13 protein-coding genes and 1 pseudogene are annotated in these 18,203 nt (G+C 74.1%); 7 read left to right on the plus strand and 7 right to left on the minus strand.

Annotation, left to right across the window (positions count from 1 at the left end):
- Nucleotides 1-239 precede the first annotated feature (239 nt).
- Entirely contained in the window at nt 240-962 is a 723-nt protein-coding gene (locus tag ACF1AK_RS18215) for a DJ-1/PfpI family protein (protein WP_391499784.1), read from the minus strand.
- A gap of 155 nt (nt 963-1,117) precedes the next feature.
- Here ACF1AK_RS18215 and ACF1AK_RS18220 point away from each other — a divergent pair.
- Together ACF1AK_RS18220 and ACF1AK_RS18225 are read left to right on the plus strand one after the other, a co-directional pair.
- Nucleotides 1,118-1,426: pseudogene (locus ACF1AK_RS18220) on the plus strand (GlxA family transcriptional regulator); the annotation flags it as partial.
- Nucleotides 1,427-1,449: 23 nt separating this feature from the next.
- On the plus strand, nt 1,450-2,094 hold the full coding sequence (locus ACF1AK_RS18225; RefSeq protein WP_391499785.1) for a GlxA family transcriptional regulator: 645 nt from the start codon (nt 1,450-1,452) through the stop codon (nt 2,092-2,094).
- A gap of 61 nt (nt 2,095-2,155) precedes the next feature.
- Here the strand turns inward: ACF1AK_RS18225 and ACF1AK_RS18230 are convergent, their stop codons facing one another.
- Both ACF1AK_RS18230 and ACF1AK_RS18235 read right to left on the minus strand, forming a co-directional pair.
- Nucleotides 2,156-3,814, minus strand: coding sequence for an amidohydrolase (locus ACF1AK_RS18230; protein WP_391499786.1), 1,659 nt, complete (start codon nt 3,812-3,814; stop codon nt 2,156-2,158).
- Nucleotides 3,815-3,946: 132 nt separating this feature from the next.
- The gene (locus ACF1AK_RS18235) at nt 3,947-5,398 is read right to left on the minus strand and encodes an amidase (RefSeq protein ID WP_391499787.1); all 1,452 of its coding nucleotides are present in this window, start codon (nt 5,396-5,398) and stop codon (nt 3,947-3,949) included.
- A 290-nt stretch (nt 5,399-5,688) separates the two neighbouring features.
- Here ACF1AK_RS18235 and ACF1AK_RS18240 point away from each other — a divergent pair, with 290 nt between their 5' ends.
- From ACF1AK_RS18240 to ACF1AK_RS18250, 3 genes are all read left to right on the plus strand, one after another.
- Entirely contained in the window at nt 5,689-6,657 is a 969-nt protein-coding gene (locus ACF1AK_RS18240; protein WP_391499788.1) for a LuxR C-terminal-related transcriptional regulator, read from the plus strand.
- A 285-nt stretch (nt 6,658-6,942) separates the two neighbouring features.
- Nucleotides 6,943-8,202 carry an alpha-hydroxy-acid oxidizing protein gene (locus ACF1AK_RS18245; protein ID WP_391499789.1) on the plus strand — a complete coding sequence of 420 codons (1,260 nt, stop codon included), beginning with the start codon at nt 6,943-6,945 and terminating at the stop codon, nt 8,200-8,202.
- Nucleotides 8,203-8,314: 112 nt separating this feature from the next.
- Entirely contained in the window at nt 8,315-8,986 is a 672-nt protein-coding gene (locus ACF1AK_RS18250) for a GntR family transcriptional regulator (RefSeq protein WP_391499790.1), read from the plus strand.
- A gap of 114 nt (nt 8,987-9,100) precedes the next feature.
- On the opposite strand, the gene ACF1AK_RS18255 is transcribed toward ACF1AK_RS18250, so the two are convergent.
- Entirely contained in the window at nt 9,101-9,538 is a 438-nt protein-coding gene (locus ACF1AK_RS18255) for an Lrp/AsnC family transcriptional regulator (protein ID WP_391499791.1), read from the minus strand.
- A 165-nt stretch (nt 9,539-9,703) separates the two neighbouring features.
- Between ACF1AK_RS18255 and ACF1AK_RS18260 the strand changes: the two genes are divergently transcribed.
- Both ACF1AK_RS18260 and ACF1AK_RS18265 read left to right on the plus strand, forming a co-directional pair.
- Complete coding sequence (locus ACF1AK_RS18260; RefSeq protein ID WP_391499792.1) at nt 9,704-13,210, plus strand: indolepyruvate ferredoxin oxidoreductase family protein; 3,507 nt, start codon at nt 9,704-9,706, stop codon at nt 13,208-13,210.
- 56 nt (nt 13,211-13,266) lie between these two features.
- Nucleotides 13,267-14,085, plus strand: a complete 819-nt coding sequence (locus ACF1AK_RS18265) for an APH(3'') family aminoglycoside O-phosphotransferase (protein WP_391499793.1) — start codon at nt 13,267-13,269, stop codon at nt 14,083-14,085.
- A gap of 206 nt (nt 14,086-14,291) precedes the next feature.
- Here ACF1AK_RS18265 and ACF1AK_RS18270 read toward each other — a convergent pair whose 3' ends face one another.
- From ACF1AK_RS18270 to ACF1AK_RS18280, 3 genes are read right to left on the minus strand one after another with little or no spacing between them, the layout of a single operon-like run.
- Nucleotides 14,292-16,007, minus strand: coding sequence for an urease subunit alpha (locus ACF1AK_RS18270; protein ID WP_391499794.1), 1,716 nt, complete (start codon nt 16,005-16,007; stop codon nt 14,292-14,294).
- Complete coding sequence (gene ureA, locus ACF1AK_RS18275) at nt 16,004-16,726, minus strand: urease subunit gamma (RefSeq protein WP_391499795.1); 723 nt, start codon at nt 16,724-16,726, stop codon at nt 16,004-16,006. Before ureA ends, ACF1AK_RS18270 begins: the two co-directional genes overlap by 4 nt.
- Before the next feature lie 49 nt (nt 16,727-16,775).
- Nucleotides 16,776-17,963 carry an agmatine/peptidylarginine deiminase gene (locus tag ACF1AK_RS18280; protein ID WP_391499796.1) on the minus strand — a complete coding sequence of 396 codons (1,188 nt, stop codon included), beginning with the start codon at nt 17,961-17,963 and terminating at the stop codon, nt 16,776-16,778.
- Between the last annotated feature and the right edge of the window lie 240 nt (nt 17,964-18,203).

Below are 18,203 nucleotides of genomic sequence, written 5' to 3' on the forward strand. Positions count from 1 at the left end.
GCTCGCCGGCCGCCGCCCCGCCCGCACCCGGGGCGCCCCCCCGCCCCCGGGGGGGGCGGGGGCCGGGGGGGGGGGGGGGGGGGGGGGGGGGGGGTGACCGCCGAGGTGGCCTCCTGCTCGACAGGCCGCGGCTCTCGTCAGGACCTCGATGGTCGTCCGCTGGTCCCGGATCTGCCGCCGCAGCCGGGCCGGCTCCTCGCGCTGCGGGCCGGTGAGCGCACCCGTCGGCGCGCGGATGCTCAGTCGGTCAGGCGTGCCAGCACACCCGGGTGGTCGGCGAGGGAGGCCCGCAGGTTCTCCTGGGCGAAGGGCACGAAGGCGCCGGCGTCGACCGGCGTCCAGTCGACCGGGCCGAGCGGTGGTTCGGGGTCGTAGTCGAGGAACAGCTGGACCGTACGCGCGGCCTCGCGGCCGGCGAGGCGGTCGACGAGGTGCAGGGCCATGTCGATGCCGGCCGAAACACCCGCGGCGGTGATGACGGGTCCGTCCTCGACCCAGCGCCGGGTGACCGGCTTCGCCCCGAAGCGTCCGAGCAGGTCACGGTACATCCAGTGCGAGGTGGCTTCGCGCCCCTCCAGGAGGCCGGCCGCCGCGAGCAGCAGTGAGCCGGTGCACACGGAGCCGACGATGCGGGAGCGGGCCGCGGCCTCGCGCAGCTTCCGCAGCAGGCTCTCGTCGGCCATGGCGGCGAGGGTGGGCTGGAAGCCGCCGGGCACGATCAGGGCGTACGGGTCGGGCATGTCCTCGAAGGTGTGGCCGGGCACCAGCTGCAGCGGGATGTCGCTGTCCATCGGCTCGATCCGCTCGCCGACCACGACGGTGCGGTATCCGGGGACCAGCTCGCTCAGCGCGCCGAAGACCTGGAGCGGGCCGACCAGGTCCAGGGGAGTGAGGCCGGGGTACAGCACGAAGGCGACGGTCGTCACCGGTGCCCCGGCCGGGGCGGACGACGGTTCGGTCATGACGGAACTCCAGACGGTCGATGGCTTCGTCGCGGCGCGGACCGCCGCTGCGGCCACCCTGCGACACCCTCGCCGCCCAGGGCCGGACCCTCTCCCTGCCGTGTCCGAAATCCTGGGATGCCTGTCTTCCGGACGCCGTCTGTAGGATCACGGCCATGACAGCAGGTACTCGTCGTCGCGTGGTGGTCGTGGCCTACGACGATGCGGAACTCGTGGAGATCGCCTGCGTGACCACCGCCCTCGACGCCGCGAACCGGCTCGGCGCGAATCCGTCCTACGAGACCCGTCTGGTCACGCCCGAGGGCCGACCGGTGCGCTGCTCCTCGGGGCTGGTCCTGGCGGCGCAGGCGGCGCTGGAACGCACCCGCGGACCGCTCGACACGCTGCTGGTCGTCGGCGGCCCCGGCCACGGCGCGGCGGCCCTGGACACCTCGCTGGTCGGCCACGTCCGCCGTCTGGCCGGCGTCAGCCGCCGGGTGGCGTCGGTGTGTACGGGCGCGAGCGTGCTGCGCAGGCGGGGCTGCTCGACGGGCGGCGTGCCACGACCCACTGGGCGTTCGCCCGGGAACTGGCGCAGCGCCACCCGGCCGTCCGCGTCGACGCGACCCCGCTGTACCTGCGCGACGAGCACATCTGCACGTCGGCCGGGGTCACCGGAGCCCTCGACCTCACTCTCGCCTTCGTGGAGGAGGACCACGGCCCCGCTCTGGCACGGTCGCTGGCCCGCCAGATGGTGACCTACCTCCAGCGCTCCGGCAATCAGGCCCAGATCAGCACCTTCGTCGACGCGCCGGCCCCGGACCACAGGATCGTGCGACGGACCGTCGAGCACATCACCGCGCATCTCACCGGGGACCTCGGCACGAGCGCGCTCGCCGAACTCGCCGGTGTCAGCGGGCGCCACCTGGCCCGCCTGTTCCTCGGCCACACCGGACGCACCCCGGCACAGTTCGTCCGGCTCGCCCGCGCCGAGGCGGCTTCACAGCTCCTCGTCTCCACGACACTGCCCATGGCGGCGATCGCGCGGCGCTGCGGGTTCAGCTCCGCCGAGACGATGCGGCAGGTCTTCCTGGACCACTACGGCACCACGCCCAGCCGGCACCGCGCGGTCCACGGCCCGCGGGAGGCATGACCCCGTGACCCTGCCACCCCGGAAGACGCGGGCCGCCGTCGGGGCCCTGGCGGCGGGGACGTCAGGCGTTCGCGTCGTGGACCCGCGAGCCGCGCAGGTAGGTCTCCAGCACGGCCGTCTCGTGGATCCGGTGGATGTCGACGTCGAACAGGTTCTGCGAGAGCACGATGAAGTCCGCGGACTTGCCGGGCTCGATGCTGCCGACCCGCGTGCCGAGGCCCAGGGCCTCCGCCGGGCGCCGGGTGAAGCTGAGCAGTGCCTCGTGCAGCGTCAGCGCCTGTGCGGGATTGACGGCGTCCTCGCTCCCGCCCGGCGCCTGCCGGGTGACCATGGTCTCGATCCCGGTCCAGGGGTGCGGCAGCGGGGCGCCGGCGGGCCAGTCGGAACCGGCGGCGACGGTGGCCCCGGAGGCCACCAGGTCCGCGAGCGGCCAGGCCCGGTCGATGACCTCGGCCGGGACGCAGGCGGCCAGGACGTCCTGGATCGGGCTCGGGTACCACAGGTAGGGCGAGGCGTCGGCGACGACGTCCAGTTCGGCGAGGCGCCGGACGTCGGACGGGGCGATGTACTCGGTGTGCGCCAGGTGGAAGACGGGCCGTGACCCGTGCCGTTCGCGGATGACCGCGATCGCGTCCAGCGCCAGCCTGGTCGACGCGTCCCCGGCCGCATGGAGCTTCACCCCGCGCCCGGCGGACACCGCCTGCTCCAGTTCCCCGACGAGCCCGTCCAGGTCGTAGAGGCACTCGCCGGACTCCGGTTCGTGGCCGGCGCACGGGTGCGGGAGGTAGGGGTCCAGCATCGCGGCGGTGCGGGTCATGGGGACGCCGTCGAGGAACACCTTGACGAAGCCCACGCGGAGCAGCTCGGAGCCGAACCGCCCGGAGAGCTCCAGGAGTTCCCGGCCCCAGATCCCGGGTTCCGCGAGCAGGGGCCGGGCCACCGTGGAGGCGACCACCCTGAGGGTGAGCGCGCCCTCCGCCTCCAGGGCCGAGAGGGTGCGCAGGGCCGGTTCCATGGTCGCGGCGTCGCAGGCGGTGGTGATCCCGTACCGGTTGCAGATCCGCGCGGCGGTCGTGAAGGTGACGCGGTCGCGCGCCCCGGGGTCCTCGATGCTCCTGGCGAACGCCTCCTCCGCCGCGCGGGACGCCTGCTCCCACAGCACACCGGTCAGGCGGCCCGCCGCGTCGCGCACGAACGTCCCGCCCTCGGGGTCGGGCGAGTCCTCGGTGACGCCCATCGCCTTCAGCGCGGCGCTGCTGACCCACCTGTTGTGCTGGGTGTCGTCCTTGAGCACCACGGGCCGTCCGCCCGCCGCCCGGTCGAGCGCGGCGAGCATCTCGACGGTCGCGAGCCGCTCCATCGTCGGCGAGCCGACGAGGCCGCCGGTGATCCACTCCCCGGGCCCCAGTGTCGCCGCGTGCGCCGCGACGGCCCGGCAGATCTCCTCGGGCGAGTAGTGCGGCGGGAGCGGGAGGTCCCAGGCCACCGACGCCCCGCCCAGCCCGAGATGGGTGTGGACGTCACAGATGCCCGGCATGACCGTCCGGCCGCCCGCGTCGACGACGGCGGTGTCCGGGCCGGCCAGCCGGGCGATGACCGCGGAGGCGCCGACGGCGGTGAACTCGCCGTCGGCGACGGCGAACGCCTCGGCCCGGGTGCCGGCCGCGTCGGCGGTGAACACGGCGGCGTTGACAACGATCAGATCGGGCGTCTTCGTCATGATGTCCTTCGCTCCTCCCGGCCGGGTGCCGGGATCCTGGTCGCCGCCCCGCCGGGGGAGGAGGCGTGTGGGCCGACGGGCCCGTTCCGCCGGTGCGGTTCCGGCGGAACGGGCCCGTGCGGTGGGTGGGGCCTACGCGTCGCGGGACATGAGCGTGGCGGCGTGGACGGCCGGGCGCCGGTCCGCCCAGGGCATCGCGCTCTCCAGCAGGGCCGAGACCCGCAGCAGCAGCGCCTCCGAGCCGAAGGGACCGGCGAGTTGGACGCCGATGGGCAGGCCCTGCGAGGACTGGGCGAGCGGCAGGCTGACGGCGGGGGTGCCGGCCTGGTTGAACAGCGGGGTGAAGGAACAGACCCCGAAGATCCGCTCGGCCCACTCCAGCGCGCCGAGGTCGGCGTTGCCGTCGAGGTGGCCGAGCAGCGGCGCCGGGGTGTTCATGGTGGGCGTCAGCAGGAGGTCGTAGCCGGTGAAGAACCGTCCGAGCTCGCGCGAGACGGCGTTCATCGAGGCGAGGGCGCCGTTGAGTTCGAGCGCGCTGAGCCTGCGGCCGTACTCGACGCAGGCCAGCGTGGTGAGTTCGAGGTTCTCCGGCCCCGCCGTCGCGCCGGTCATGGCCTCGATCCCGGCGACGCCCTCGGCGAGGAAGGCCGACCACAGGGCGATGTTCGAGGTCAGCATCCGCTCCCAGTCGACGACGGGGGTCGCGCGGTCGACGTGGTGGCCCGCGGCTTCGAGGGTCCCGGCGGCGGCCTCGACGGCCCGGGCGACCTCCGGGTCCACGTAACTGCCCGCCCAGGACTCGGTGTGCACGGCGATCCGCAGCCGTCCCGGGTCGGCACCCACCTCCTGGAGGAACGGGCGCGCGGGCGGGGCGATGACGACCGGATCGCCGGGGTAGCTCACGGCCACCTCGTCGAGCAGCGCGGCGGTGTCCCGGACGGTGCGGCTCACCGCGAGCTCGACGCCCATCCCGTAGAGCGCGTCCCCGTGGTCCGGACCGGCGGGTACCCGGCCCCGGCTGGGCTTCAGCCCGACCAGTCCGTTGCAGGCGGCGGGCACCCGGATCGAGCCGCCGCCGTCGTTGGCGTGCGCGACCGGGAGCGCTCCCGCGGCGACGAGCGCGGCCGAGCCGCCGCTGGACCCGCCGGCGCTGTGGGCGGTGTTCCAGGGGTTGCGGGTCGAGCCGTAGGCGAGCGCCTCGGAGTTGCCGTTGAAACCCAGCTCCGGGGTGGTCGTCACGGCCAGCGTGGCCAGGCCCGCCGCGCGGAAGCGTTCCATCAGGTGGGTGTCGGCGGCCGGCACATAGCCGTCCTTGCCCAGCAGCCGCGTCCCCATCCGGGTCGGCACGCCGGCGGCGTGGAGGACGAGGTCCTTGATCGCGAACGGCACGCCGGCGAACCGGCCGTCGGCGGCGTGGTCGAGCGGGCGGTCGAACGGGCCCTCGGCGACCGCGTTCAGTTCCTTGTTGACGGTGGTGACGGCCTCGGTGGCCAGCGCGGCCACGTCGTCGGCGGTGACCTCACCGGACGCGATGACCGCGGCGAGGGCGGTGGCGTCGAGGGCGGCGTATTCGTCGATGTTCATCAAGGTCTCCATCTGCCGTGACGAGGAGGGGGCCCGTTGGCCGGCTTGGTGTGCCGAAGCTACGAGCCTGTGACGTTCCGCACCTCGGCCGAAAAGCCGTTCCCCGCACGCCCGGGATGTGCGTCCGGCGGGGGAGAGGGGGTGGTGAGCGCGCCACCATGGAGCACCATCGCTCCCACCAGGAGCCCGATCCCCCCGCGACATCGCTCCACAAAGGGGCTTCTGGTCTTGACACCGCCGCGCGGCCCTCCCCATGATTCGTCCATTCGTCCCATATGGGAGGTTCTCGCATGGCCGCCGACATGCAGTGGTGGGTCCGGCTCGCCGAGGACGTCCGCGCGGCCGGCCGGGGTGAGCTTGCGCCCGAGGTGCCCCTGCGCGCCATGCGCGACGGGCTCGGCTTCGACTGCGCCGCGCTGATCGCCTCCGGTGCCGGCCCGCACGCGGCCGTCGTCAACCTCGGCTACCCGGCGGACACCCTCGCCTACGTCACCACGACGTACGGCCGCACCTGCCCGGTCCACCAGCTCGCCCTGCGCCGCGGCACCCCCGTGCGCTTCGTGGACGTCCCGTTCGACGTCCGGGAGACCCGGACGTACCGGGACGCGATCCTGCCCAACGGCTTCCGCGAGGGGCTGACGCTGCCCCTGGCGCCGGCCACCGCCCGCGAACCGGCCCCGGGATACGTCGTGATGAGCTCCAGTCGCCCCGTGCCGCTCGACGACGGGTCGTGCCTGGCGCTGACGATGCTGTCGCACGACCTCGCCGGACTCGTCGACCCCGGGGCGGACGGCGACGGCGACCCGGCCGACCTGGTCCTGTGGATCACCGGGGAGGCGGTCGAGGTCAGGGCCGGAGACCTCGCCCGGGCGCCGCTCGGCCGCGCCGAGCTGCGCCTCGCCGTCCGGGCCGCCGCCCTCGGCGCGGGCGGCCGCGTCGGCTTCTACCACCGGTCCGCCGACGGCACCTGGTGGCACGTCCGCGCGGTGCGCCGGCCGGACGCCGTCCTCGTCCGGATCGGCCGGGCCCCCGCGCTCGGCGGGCTCACCGGCCGCGAACTCGACGTCGTCGGCCTGGTCTCCCGGGGGTGGTCCAACGAGCGGATCGCGCTGGCCCTCGGCATCGCGGTCCGCACCGTGCGGAGCCACGTCGAGTCGTTGCTGATCAAGCTCGACCGCCCCAACCGCACGGCGCTCGCCCGCACCGCGTTCGAGCGCGAGCTCGACACCCTGGACGCGCTGGGCGCCGCGAGTCGTTGATCCGGCCGCCGAGTTGCTCGCCCTGCCGTCAGAAATTGTGTCACAATCCCTGCAGTCGGTGGCCGGTCACCCCTGCACCGGCCACCAGGGCGGCCATGCCCGCACCCGAACAGGTCCGCAGCCCAGGAGCAGCCGCCGGATAACGGGGCACGGGGCATCCGGCCACGATGAGGTCCTCCGGCGGCACCCCGTCACCGACCCGCAGCCTGACCGGACATTGTGTCCCAATCCTGCCGAGTGTCACCCCGTAAGCACGTCCGCTTCGGCGACGAGGAGGATCCGAACATGACCACGCCCGACCCCGGAACCGCGAACCTGCCGAGGAGGAGGCCGGAGCGACGGCTCCCGCGGCCCTCGGAGATCCGGCCGCTCGTCGCGTTCCGACGGCCCCGCTTCGACGCCCGCGAGCGCCGGCTCGCGCGCGCCCACACCATCGAGGACCTGCGGATCGCCGCACGGCGCCGCACCCCCCGGTCGGTCTTCGACTACGTCGACGGCGCGGCGGAGCAGGAGATCGGCATCGGCCGGGCCCGGCGTGCCTTCGAGGAGGTCGAGTTCCACCCCCGGGTGCTGCGCGACGTCTCGCGGGTCGACGCGTCCGCCGACGTCCTCGGTGCACGGTCCGCCCTCCCGCTCGTGCTGGCGCCAACGGGGTTCACCCGGATGATGCACCACGAGGGCGAGATCGCCGTCGCCCGGGCCGCGGCCCGGGCGGGCATCCCCTACGTGCTGTCGACGATGGGCACCACCGACCCCGAGAGCGTCCGGGCCTGCGCGCCGACGGCGCGCCAGTGGTTCCAGCTCTACCTCTGGAAGGACCGCGAGGCGAGCGAGGCGCTCGTCGAACGCGCCGCGAACGCCGGGTACGAGGCCCTCGTGCTGACCGTCGACACACCCGTGGGCGGCGCGCGCATGCGCGACATCCGCAACGGGCTCACCATCCCGCCCACCCTGACGCTGCGCACGCTCGCGGGCATGGCGGTGCGTCCGGCCTGGTGGATGAACCTGCTGACCACCGAGCCGCTGCGGTTCGCCGCGCTGAGCGGCTTCGACGGCACGGTCGAGGAGCTGGTCGGCAGGATGTTCGACCCGTCGGTCACCGTCGAGGACCTGCGCCGGCTGCGGGAGTGCTGGCCGGGAAAGCTGGTCGTCAAGGGCGTCCAGAGCGTCGAGGACGCCCGGATGGTGGCCGACCTCGGGGCGGAGGCGATCGTGCTCTCCAACCACGGCGGGCGGCAGCTCGACCGGGCGCCCACGCCGCTGGAACTGCTGCCCCGGGTGGTCGACGCGGTCGGGCACCACTGCGAGATCCTGCTCGACACCGGGGTGCGGACCGGCGCCGACCTCCTCGCCGCACGAGCGCTGGGCGCCTCCGCGGCGATGGTCGGCCGGCCCTACCTCTACGGCCTCATGGCGGCGGGGGAGCGGGGCGTCGACCGGGCGATCGAGATCCTCGGCGCCGAGTACGCGCGGACGATGCGGCTGCTGGGGGTGGCGAGCACGGACGGGATCGGCGCCGAGCACGCCTCGCTGAGACGCCGATGAGGGCCGGGCGCCCGCACCCGCACCCGCCCCCGCACCGGCGGCGCCGCGCCGGCCGGCGGGCGACTATGATCAGGGGCCACCGGGAGAGTCCTTGCCGAATCGGGTGACGCATGTGGGTGACGGAGCCGAGACGGGCAGCACGCCGGACGGCATCGCCCGTGCGCTGCGCGACGACCTCCTGGACGGCGTCCTCGAACCCGGGGCCCGGCTCACCGAGGAGGCGCTGAGCGCCCGCTTCCGGTGCGGCCGCCACTCGGTGCGGGCGGGCCTGCGGACCCTGGTGGCCGAGGGTCTCCTCGAACACCAGCGGAACAAGGGGATCGTCGTCCCCGCCGTGACGGCCGAACGCATCGACGACATGTGCTCCTACCGGTCGATCCTGGAACTGGGCGCACTGCGGCTGGCGCTCGCCCGCGACGCGGACTTCTCGGAGGCCGCCGAGGCGGTCGCCCGGCTGGAGGCCCTCCCCGCCGGGGCCCCGTGGCGTCATGTGGTCGAGGCCCACAGCGCGGTGCACGCGGGTGTCGTGGCGGCCGGCGGCAATCCCCGGGTGGTGGCCGCCCACCGGGCCTGCCAGAACGAGCTCAACTGCATGCTCGCGACGATCCGGACCGACTTCTCGGCGGCCCGGCTGGCCCTGGTGCACCGGCACCTGCTCGACCAGCTCCTGGTGGGCGGGGAGACGGCCCTGCGGGCGCTGGAGGACGACCTGGAACTCGGTGGACGCGCCGCCATGCACCTCGCCCTGCGCCGGCGGCGCGGGGTGCCGGCCCACCTCGGCTGAGGAGGCCGCCCGGGCGCTCCGTCACCCGGCGGACCGTCGTCACAGGACGCCCCGTCACAGGACGGCCCGTGACAGGGCGGCCCGTGACAGGGCGGCCCGTCGCCGGACGGCCCGTCAGTTCCTCGTCCAGGAGCCCAGCACCATCAGGGTCTTGGTGCCGGTGACGTGGCCGGTGCGGCGCAGCCCGTCGATGACCTGCTGCAGGTGGGCGATGTCGCGCACCCGCACGTGCACCAGGGCGTCGGGGGCGCCGGCGATGGTGAACACGGCCTGCACCTCGGGCGCCCGGTAGGCGGTGCGGACGATCTCGCCCACCGGGGTACTGCCCGTGTAGGTGATCTCGACGAAGGCCTCCACGGCCCGGCCGAGCTTCGCGTGGTCGATCTGGACCGTGAAGCCGGTGATCACGCCGCTGTCCCGGAGCCGGTCGACCCGGCGCTTGACCGCGGCGACCGAGAGCCCCACCTCGGGGGCCATCTCGGAGAACGTCCGCCGGCCGTCCTCCCTCAGCAGGCGCAGCAGCCGGTGGTCCACGTCGTCGATCTCGGTCACCTGGAACTCCCGGCGCAGCAGTGGTGGGGAAGCAATAAGTTTCAACGAAATGCTCGTATATGACCAGTGGTTTGCGTCTTTGCCCCGACAACTCGCAACGTGCTTGCGGGTGCTCCGGGGGACTTGCTGTCCTGGGCGCCCCACCCGATCGCCGAGGAGGCTCGCATGAGCACCGACCCAGCCGCCGTGACACTGGACGACAAGTACGCCGCCCGCGGCGGTCGTGTCCTGATGTCGGGCATCCAGGCGTTGGTGCGCCTGACCCTGGAGCAGCGTCGCCTCGACGAGGCGCACGGCCTGGACACCCGGGCCTTCGTCAGCGGCTACCAGGGCTCCCCGCTCGGCGGCGTCGACCTGGAGATGGGCCGTGCCCGCCGCTTCCTCGACCCCGCCGGTGTGGTGTTCCGGGCCGGGCTGAACGAGGAACTCGCGGCCACCGCCGTGGCCGGCACCCAGATGCTCGGCCAGGTCCCCGGCCGGCGCCACGACGGCGTCACCGGCTTCTGGTACGGCAAGAACCCGGGGCTCGACCGGGCCGCCGACGCCATCCGGCACTCCACCGTGGCGGGCACCACGGCGCTGGGCGGCGCGGTGGCCTGGATCGGTGACGACCCGGGCAGCAAGTCCTCGACCGTTCCCAGCTCCTGCGAGCCGATGTGCCAGAGCCTGAGCATGCCGCTGCTCGCGCCGGGCTCGGTGGCCGAGATCATCGAGTTCGGCCTGCATGCCGTGGCGCTCTCCCGGGCATCGGGCCTCTGGGCCGGGCTGAAGATCGTCGCGGACATCGCGGACGCCTCCGCGGTGGTCGACCTGGACCGGCTGCTGCCCGACATCCCGGCCCCCTCACGGACCGACCGCGGCGCGCCCCCGACCCTCGTCGGCCCCGCCTCGCTGGACGCCGAGCACGACATGCTCACCCGCCGGCTCGACCTGGCCCGCGACTACGCCCGCCGGGCGGGCCTGAACCGCATCGACTTCAGCGCCCGGCACGCCACCCTGGGCGTCCTCGCCCCGGGCACCTCCTTCGCCGTGGTGCAGCGGGCGCTCGCCGATCTCGGCCTCGACGAGGAGGCCATGGAAGCCCTCGGGCTCCGGCTGATCCGCATCGGCATGCCCTTCCCGCTCTCCCCGGAGGAGCTGGTGGCGATGACCGGGGACCTGGACCAGGTCCTGGTGGTCGAGGACAAGGTCCCCTTCCTGGAGGGGCACCTGAAGCAGGCCCTCTACGGAATCGCCGACCCGCCCGTCGTGGTGGGACGGCGCGAGGAGAACGGCCGCCCGCTGCTGACCGCCCGGGGCACCCTGGCGGCGGAGGACGTGGCACGGGCGCTGGCCGCGCGGATCGGACCGGAGCGGCTGCCGCGCACGGCGGGCGCGTACCTGGCCGCGCTGGCCCCGCAGGCCCAGCAGCGGATCTCCCTGCCGGTGGTTCCCTCGCGCACGCCCTACTTCTGTTCCGGCTGTCCGCACAACGCGTCGACCAAGGCCTCCGACGACACCCTGGTCGGCGTCGGCATCGGCTGCCACGTCATGATCGCGCTGGACGGCGCGGGCCGCGGCAACCGGACCGGGCTGACCCAGATGGGCGGCGAGGGCGCCCAGTGGATCGGGATGGCACCCTTCACCGACGACCGGCACTTCGTCCAGAACCTCGGTGACGGCACCTTCCACCACTCCGGCTCGCTCGCCATCCGCGCGGCCGCCGCCGCCGGGGTGACGATGACCTACAAGCTGCTCTACAACGACGCCGTGGCCATGACGGGCGGTCAGCGGCCGGAGGGCCGCCTCGACGTTCCCGCGCTGACCCGCTCGCTCGCCCTGGAGGGCGTCAGGCGGATCATCGTCACCACCGCCGCTCCGGCCGGCTACCGGGGCGTCCGCCTCGACCCGATCGCCGAGGTCCGCCACCGCGACGAGCTGGCCGCGGCCGAGAAGGACCTCGCCGCCGTCGACGGCGTGACCGTCCTGATCCACGACGACCGGTGCGCGGCCGAGGAACGCCGGCTGCGCAAGCGCGGCGAGCTGCCGACCCCGGCCGAGAAGGTCGTCATCAACGAGCGGGTGTGCGAGGGCTGCGGCGACTGCGGCGACGTGTCGACCTGCCTGTCCGTGCTGCCCGTCGACACCGAGTTCGGCCGCAAGACCCGGATCCACCAGGCGTCCTGCAACTCCGACTTCAGCTGCCTCAAGGGCGACTGCCCCTCGTTCCTGCTGGTGGAACCGAAGCGGGGGAAGGCGGTGCGCCGGGAGGTCCCCCCGCTCCCGGTGGAGCTGACCGAACCGGTCCGCGTCGTCCCGGGCGACAGCGTGCTGCTGCGCATGCCCGGCATCGGCGGTACCGGGGTCGTCACGGTCTCGCAGATCCTGCAGATGGCCGCCCACCTCGACGGCCGCTACGCCGCGGGACTGGAGCAGACGGGTCTGGCCCAGAAGGGCGGACCGGTGGTCAGCGACCTGCGGATCTCCAGCACGCCGGTCACCGGGGCGCTGCGCGCCTCCCGCGCCACCGCGGACGTGCTCATCGGCTTCGACCTGCTGGGCGCCGCCGCCGAGGGGAACCTGTCGGTGGCGCGGCCCGACCGCACCGTCGCGGTGATCAACACCGCCATCGTGCCCACGGCGGCGATGGTGACCAACCGGGTCGTCGTCCCGGACTCGCCCGACGACGCGCTGGAGCGCATCGCCGCCCTGACCCGCTCGGAGCGCAACCTCCACCTGGACGCGCAGGGGCTGTCCGAGGACCTCTTCGGGGACCACATGCCGGCCAACATGCTGCTGATCGGCGCCGCCTTCCAGCACGGCTGCCTCCCGCTGTCCTCGGCGGCGGTCGAAGCGGCGATCCGCCTCAACGGCGCCGCCGTGGAGAAGAACCTGGCGGCCTTCCGGTGGGGCCGCGCCGCCGTCCTCGACCACGCGGCCGTGCTGAAGGCCGTCCGGGGGCCCGCCCGGCCGGTCGTCGAGGTCACCCCGGAGGCGCTCGCCATGGCCGGTGAGCACCTGGCGGCCGGAGCGCTGCGGGACGCGGTCGCCCTGCGCTCCGCGGACCTCATCGCCTACCAGAACGACGCGTACGCGCGGAAGTTCGTCCTGGAGGTGCACTCGGTGGCCGCCACGGCCAAGCGGCTCGCCGGCGAGGAGGCGGGCGAGCGGATCGCGGTGGCGTACGCCAAGGGCCTGTACAAGGTCATGGCGTTCAAGGACGAGTACGACGTCGCCCGGCTGCACCTGGACACCGTGGAGAAGGCCAGGCTCTCCGACGAGTTCGGCCCGGACGCCGAGGTGTCGGTGATGCTGCACCCGCCCGTGCTCCGGGCCCTGGGCATGAAGCGCAAGATCCGGCTGCGGCGCACCGCCCCGCTCGCCTTCCGGACCCTGCGCGCCATGCGCGGACTGCGGGGGACCTCGCTGGACGTGTTCGGCTACGCCCGCGTCCGCCGCGAGGAGCGCGCCCTGCGCGAGGAGTACCCGCGCCTGGTGCGCACCGCGCTCAGGCACCTCACCCCGGACAACGCGGCCGAGGTCGAGACCCTGGTGGGGCTGGTCGACGGCGTCCGCGGCTACGAGGACATCAAGCTGGCCCGCCTCGCGGAGTACCGCGACCGGGCCCGCAGCGCCCTCGCCGCCCTCGCCGCCCTGGAGAGCGCCGAAGCCGCCCCCGCCGCCGCGCGCTGACAACGGCTCAGGCGGCTCCCGCGGCGGGGGAGACAGCACTCGGTAGGGTGGCCGCCATGGACGATCACTCGGCACCCCGGCGCCTGTCACCGGCATGGCTCGGCATCGGCGGCGACTGGCGGCCCGTCACCGCCGGCGAGTCGGGGGCCTTCGTCTTTCGCAGCGCGGATGCCGGCCGGTACGCCAAGTGCGTCCGCGCGGCGGAGGCGGCGGACCTGGCGGCGGAGCGCGACCGGATCGCATGGCTGGGCGCCCAGGGGATACCGGGCCCGGCCGTCCTCGACTGGTGCGACACCGGCGCGGGAGCCTGTCTGGTGACCAGCGCCGTCTCCGGTGTTCCTGCTGATCAAGTGTCGGCCGAGGATCTGCGGGGCTCCTGGGACCGCGTCGCGGACGCGGTCCGTCGGCTGCACGAGGTGCCCGTGTCACAGTGCCCGTACCACCGGGGCCTGGACACCATGATCGCCCTGGCACGCGACGTCGTCGCCCGTGACGCCGTGAATCCGCAGTTCCTCCCCGTCGAGCAGCAGCACACCCCTCCCGCCGACCTGCTGGCCCGCCTGACCCCGCAGATTCCTCGGCGACGGGCCCAGGAGGCCCACGACGCAGTCGTCTGCCACGGTGACCTGTGCCTGCCCAACATCATGCTCGATCCACAGACCCTGGACGTATCCGGCTTCATCGACCTGGGCCGCCTCGGACGGGCCGACCGCTACGCCGACCTCGCACTGCTCCTGGCCAATGCGCGGGAGACCTGGAGGCACGAGGACCAGGCGCGGGCCGCAGACGTGGCGTTCGCCGAGAGGTACGGCCTCGCCCTGGACCACGACCGTCTGCGCTACTACCTCGACCTCGACCCCCTCACCTGGGGCTGACCCCTCGGCCCGGCCCCACCCCTCGCGGACCCGGCGACAGCTCGGCCCGGCGCCGACGCCCGACGCGGGGCTTGCGCCTTCGTTCTGGGCCTTCGCCATCGTCGAGGTTCTGCGGGCAACGCCGGTGCGGGCCGGGCGCGGAGCGTGTCAACGGCCGGCCGAGTCTGCCTGCGGCGCCGAGGGCGAGCCGTGCCTCCGCGGCGGTGTCAGAGGAAGTAGAGGCGGTTCAGTGACACCTCCTCGGCCGGGTCGGAGTACAGCGGGGCGCCGTCGAGGGTGACCAGGCCGCGCTGCCCGTCGACCAGGATCTGCCCGAGGCGGCTGTTGCGGACCAGGTCGGCCGGCCCGATGCCGCGGGTGTGGCGGACCGGGACGCGCCGGCGCCGGGTGGTCATGGTGTCGTACGGGCGGGCGGTGGTGCCCGCTTCGGCGGCGGCGCGGCTGGTGAAGGCCACCGAGAGGTCGGCCGGGGTGGCGCCGTGGGCGCCGAACAACGGCCCCAGGACGAGGGGCTGGCAGCTCTCGGTGGCGGCATTGGGGTCGCCGGTGACGCCGTACGCGGGGAAGCCGGCCTTGAGCACCATGTACGGCTTGGCGCCGAAGGAGGCCGGGTGCCAGAGCACCAGGTCGGCGAGCTTGCCGACCTCGACGGAGCCGACCTCGTGCGAGAGCCCGTGGGCGATGGCGGGGTTGATGGTCAGCTTGGCGATGTAGCGCAGCACCCGCTCGTTGTCGTCGGAGGGGCCGTCGCCCTCCATCGGGCCGCGTTCGGCCTTCATCTTGCCGGCCATGGCGAAGGTGCGGCGCACGGTCTCGCCGGCCCGGCCCATGCCCTGGGCGTCGGAGGAGGTGATGCCGATGGCCCCGAGGTCGTGCAGGACGTCCTCGGCGCCCATCGTGCCGCCGCGGATGCGGTCGCGGGCCATCGCGGCGTCGCCGGGCAGGTCGGTCTTGAGGCCGTGGACGGAGACGATCATGCCGTAGTGCTCGGCGATCGCGTCCCGCCCGTAGGGCAGGGTGGGGTTGGTGGAGGAGCCGATGACGTTCGGCACGCCGGCCATCCTGAGCACGTTGGGGACGTGGCCGCCGCCGCAGCCCTCGATGTGGAAGGCGTGGATGGTCCGGCCTTCGAGCACGCGCAGGGTGTCCTCGACCGACAGGCACTCGTTCAACCCGTCGGTGTGCAGGGCGACCTGGACGTCATGGGCCTCGGCCACGGACAGCGCGGTGTCCAGCGCCCGGGTGTGCGCGCCCATGTCCTCGTGCACCTTGAACCCGCAGGCGCCGCCCTCGGCCAGCGCCTCGACCAGCGGCGCGGGGTGGGAGGACGAGCCGCGGCCCAGGAAGCCGATGTTGACGGGCCAGGCGTCGAAGGCGTTGAAGGCGTGGCGCAGCGCCCAGGGGGAGTTGACGCCGACGCCCCACGCGGGGCCGAACTCCTGGCCGATGATCGTGGTGACGCCGGAGGCGAGCGAGGCCTCCATGATCCGGGGGGACATCAGGTGGACATGGGTGTCGATGGCCCCGGCGGTGAGGATCAGGCCCTCGCCGGAGACGATCGCCGTCCCCGTGCCGACCACCACCTCCACGCCGTCCAGGGTGTCGGGGTTGCCGGCTCGCCCGATGGCGGCGATCCGGCCCTCCCGGATGCCGATCGAGGTCTTGCGGATCCCCTGCACGGCATCGATCACCAGGACGTTGCTGATCACCAGGTCGCAGGTGTCCCGGACGGCCGCGGCCTTGAGGTGCAGGCCGTCGCGGGCGGTCTTGCCGAAGCCCACCAGGAACTCGTCACCCGGCCGCTGGGAGTCGGACTCGACGCGGACGACCAGCCCGCTGTCGCCGAGCCGGACCCGGTCGCCGGCCCGCGGGCCGTGCACGGCGGCGTACTCGGACGCCTCGATCGCCTCGCTGCTGCTCATCGCCGGCTCTCCTCTGCCTGATCTGCCTCGTTGTCACGGTCCGCCCCGAGGTAGCCCTGTTCGGCCGCCCGGCGCAGTGCCTCCCGTCGGACCCGCGGCGAGTCCAACGGTCCGTCCACCAGCCCGGCGAAGCCGATCGCGACCCGCTCGCCGCCGATCGGGACCAGCCCGACCTCGACGTCCGCGCCGGGGTCGAAGCGCACCGAGGAACCGGCCGGGACAGCCAGGTGCATGCCGTAGGCGGCGGCCCGGTCGAAGGCCAGGCGCGGGTTGGCCTCGAAGAAGTGGAAGTGCGAGGTGACCGAGACCGGCACGTCCGCGGTGTTGCGGACGGTGAGGACGCGCTCCGGTGCGGGCACCGGCTCGGCGGGGCGGCCGGGGAGCACGGCGCCCGGTGCGGCCCCGCCCAGGCCGCCGCCGCCGAACGGGTCGGGGATGACGGCGAGTCGGGTGCCGTCCTGGAACACCGCCTCGACCTGGATCTCGGTGACGAGGTCGGGGACGCCGGGCAGGACGTCGCCGGGGGCGAGTACGTCACGGCCGCGCCGGACGGCCTCGGCCAGCCGCAGGCCGTCGCGGGCGGCCTCGCAGACGGTGTCCGAGATCAGCGCGGTGGCCTCGGGGACGTTCAGCCGCAGGCCGCGGGCACGGCGGGCGCGGGCGAGTTCGGCGGCGGTGAAGATCAGCAGCCGGTCGCGTTCGGTGGGGGTCAGCTGCACGGGGGTCTCTTCTCCCTCGGTGCGAAGGGGTGGGGGTGGTCGGGAGGGGTCAGCCGGCGGGCTGGTCGTGGGTGGAGCAGTGGATGCCGCCGCCGCCGGAGGCGAGGGTGTCGATCTGCAGGGGGACGATCTCGCGGTCCGGGAAGTGGTCCTTGAAGACCTCCTGGGCCTGCCCGTCGGCCTTCGCGTCGCCGAACAGCGGCAGGTAGACGCCCTTGTTGCCGATGTAGAAGTTCATGTACGAGGAGACGAAGGAGTCGCCGTGCCCGGTGATCCTGTCCGGGTCGGGCTGGCCGACCTCGATGACCTTGAGTTTCTTGCCGGTGGCGTCGGTGGCCTCGGCCAGCACGGCCCGGGCCTGGTCGGCCGAGCGGGACCAGACGTCCGGCGGGGTGCCCGGGAAGGCCCGGTCCAGGAGGACCACGCCGGGGGCGGCGAACCGGGCCAGGCAGTCCACATGGGCGTCGGTGATGTCCTTGCCCCGGACGCCGGCCAGCCAGATCACCTTGGTCACGCCGAGGCTCTGCTTGAGCTCGGCCTCGATCTGGTCGCGGTCACGGCCCGGGTTGCGGTTGTCGTTGACGACGGAGCTCTCGGTGACCATCAGGGTGCCCTGGCCGTCGGTCTCGAAGGAGCCGCCCTCGGCGACCAGCCGGGTCGTGACCCGCTCGATCCCGTACGTGTCCAGGACGGCGCGGGCGATCCGGGCGTCGTTGTCGTGCTGCTGCTTGCCGCCCCAGCCGCTGAAGTTGAAGTCGACGCCCTTGACCTTGCCGCCCTCCTCGACGAACACCGGCACGGTGTCGCGGGCCCACAGGTCGTCCACCGGGACGGACAGGAGCTCGACGTCCTTGCCGCAGGCGTTGCGGGCCGAGTCCTCCTGACCGGGGCGGACCAGCAGGACCACCGGTTCGCGGCTGCCGATCGCCCGGGCCACGGAGGCGATGTCCTTGCGGACGGCGCCGAGCTGCTCGCCCCAGACGTCCTCGGAGGCGGGCCAGGCCATGAAGGTCCGCTCGTGCTTCTCCCACTCGCCGCCGAGCCGGCGTCCGCCGGCGGGGGCGGCAGGCGCGCCGGTGGCGTGCGGGGAGGGCTGTCCGGCGGGCGTGGAGGACGGGGCCGCGGGCTCCGCCGCGTCGTCGCCGGCCGCGGCGCAAGCGGTCGCGCCGACGGCGATCAGGCCGGCGCCGGCAAGGGAACGCAGCACCGTGCGGCGCGCGAGGGAGGACTGGGACACGGTGGACTCCGGTGGGCCGAGGGTGGATCTGGTCCGGCGCGGCGGCGAGCCTCCGGGGAATGCCGTACGGGGCCGCCGCTCGGCGGCGGGCTCAGCGGCCCGACGTCGTGTGTACTGCACTTTTGCATTGACTGAAAAGTCAGTCAAGTTCTCGCGTGAAGCCGCCCGCCTCCCCGGGGCGAGCCGGGCCGCCCCCGCGTGCGGGCCGGGTCCCGGCAGTCCCGGCGACGAAGGGCCGGG

This window comes from Kitasatospora sp. NPDC015120, from assembly GCF_043080305.1.
In the GTDB taxonomy this organism is placed as follows: Bacteria; Actinomycetota; Actinomycetes; order Streptomycetales; family Streptomycetaceae; genus Kitasatospora.

Coding starts and splice junctions, on each gene's coding strand:
- ACF1AK_RS18265 (WP_391499793.1), top strand. CDS start 13,267: ATGGACGATCACTCGGCACCCCGGCGCCTGTCACCGGCATGGCTCGGC.
- ACF1AK_RS18230 (WP_391499786.1), bottom strand. CDS start 3,814: ATGACGAAGACGCCCGATCTGATCGTTGTCAACGCCGCCGTGTTCACC.
- ACF1AK_RS18260 (WP_391499792.1), top strand. CDS start 9,704: ATGAGCACCGACCCAGCCGCCGTGACACTGGACGACAAGTACGCCGCC.
- ACF1AK_RS18240 (WP_391499788.1), top strand. CDS start 5,689: ATGGCCGCCGACATGCAGTGGTGGGTCCGGCTCGCCGAGGACGTCCGC.
- ACF1AK_RS18270 (WP_391499794.1), bottom strand. CDS start 16,007: ATGAGCAGCAGCGAGGCGATCGAGGCGTCCGAGTACGCCGCCGTGCAC.
- ACF1AK_RS18245 (WP_391499789.1), top strand. CDS start 6,943: ATGACCACGCCCGACCCCGGAACCGCGAACCTGCCGAGGAGGAGGCCG.
- ACF1AK_RS18235 (WP_391499787.1), bottom strand. CDS start 5,398: ATGAACATCGACGAATACGCCGCCCTCGACGCCACCGCCCTCGCCGCG.
- ACF1AK_RS18215 (WP_391499784.1), bottom strand. CDS start 962: ATGACCGAACCGTCGTCCGCCCCGGCCGGGGCACCGGTGACGACCGTC.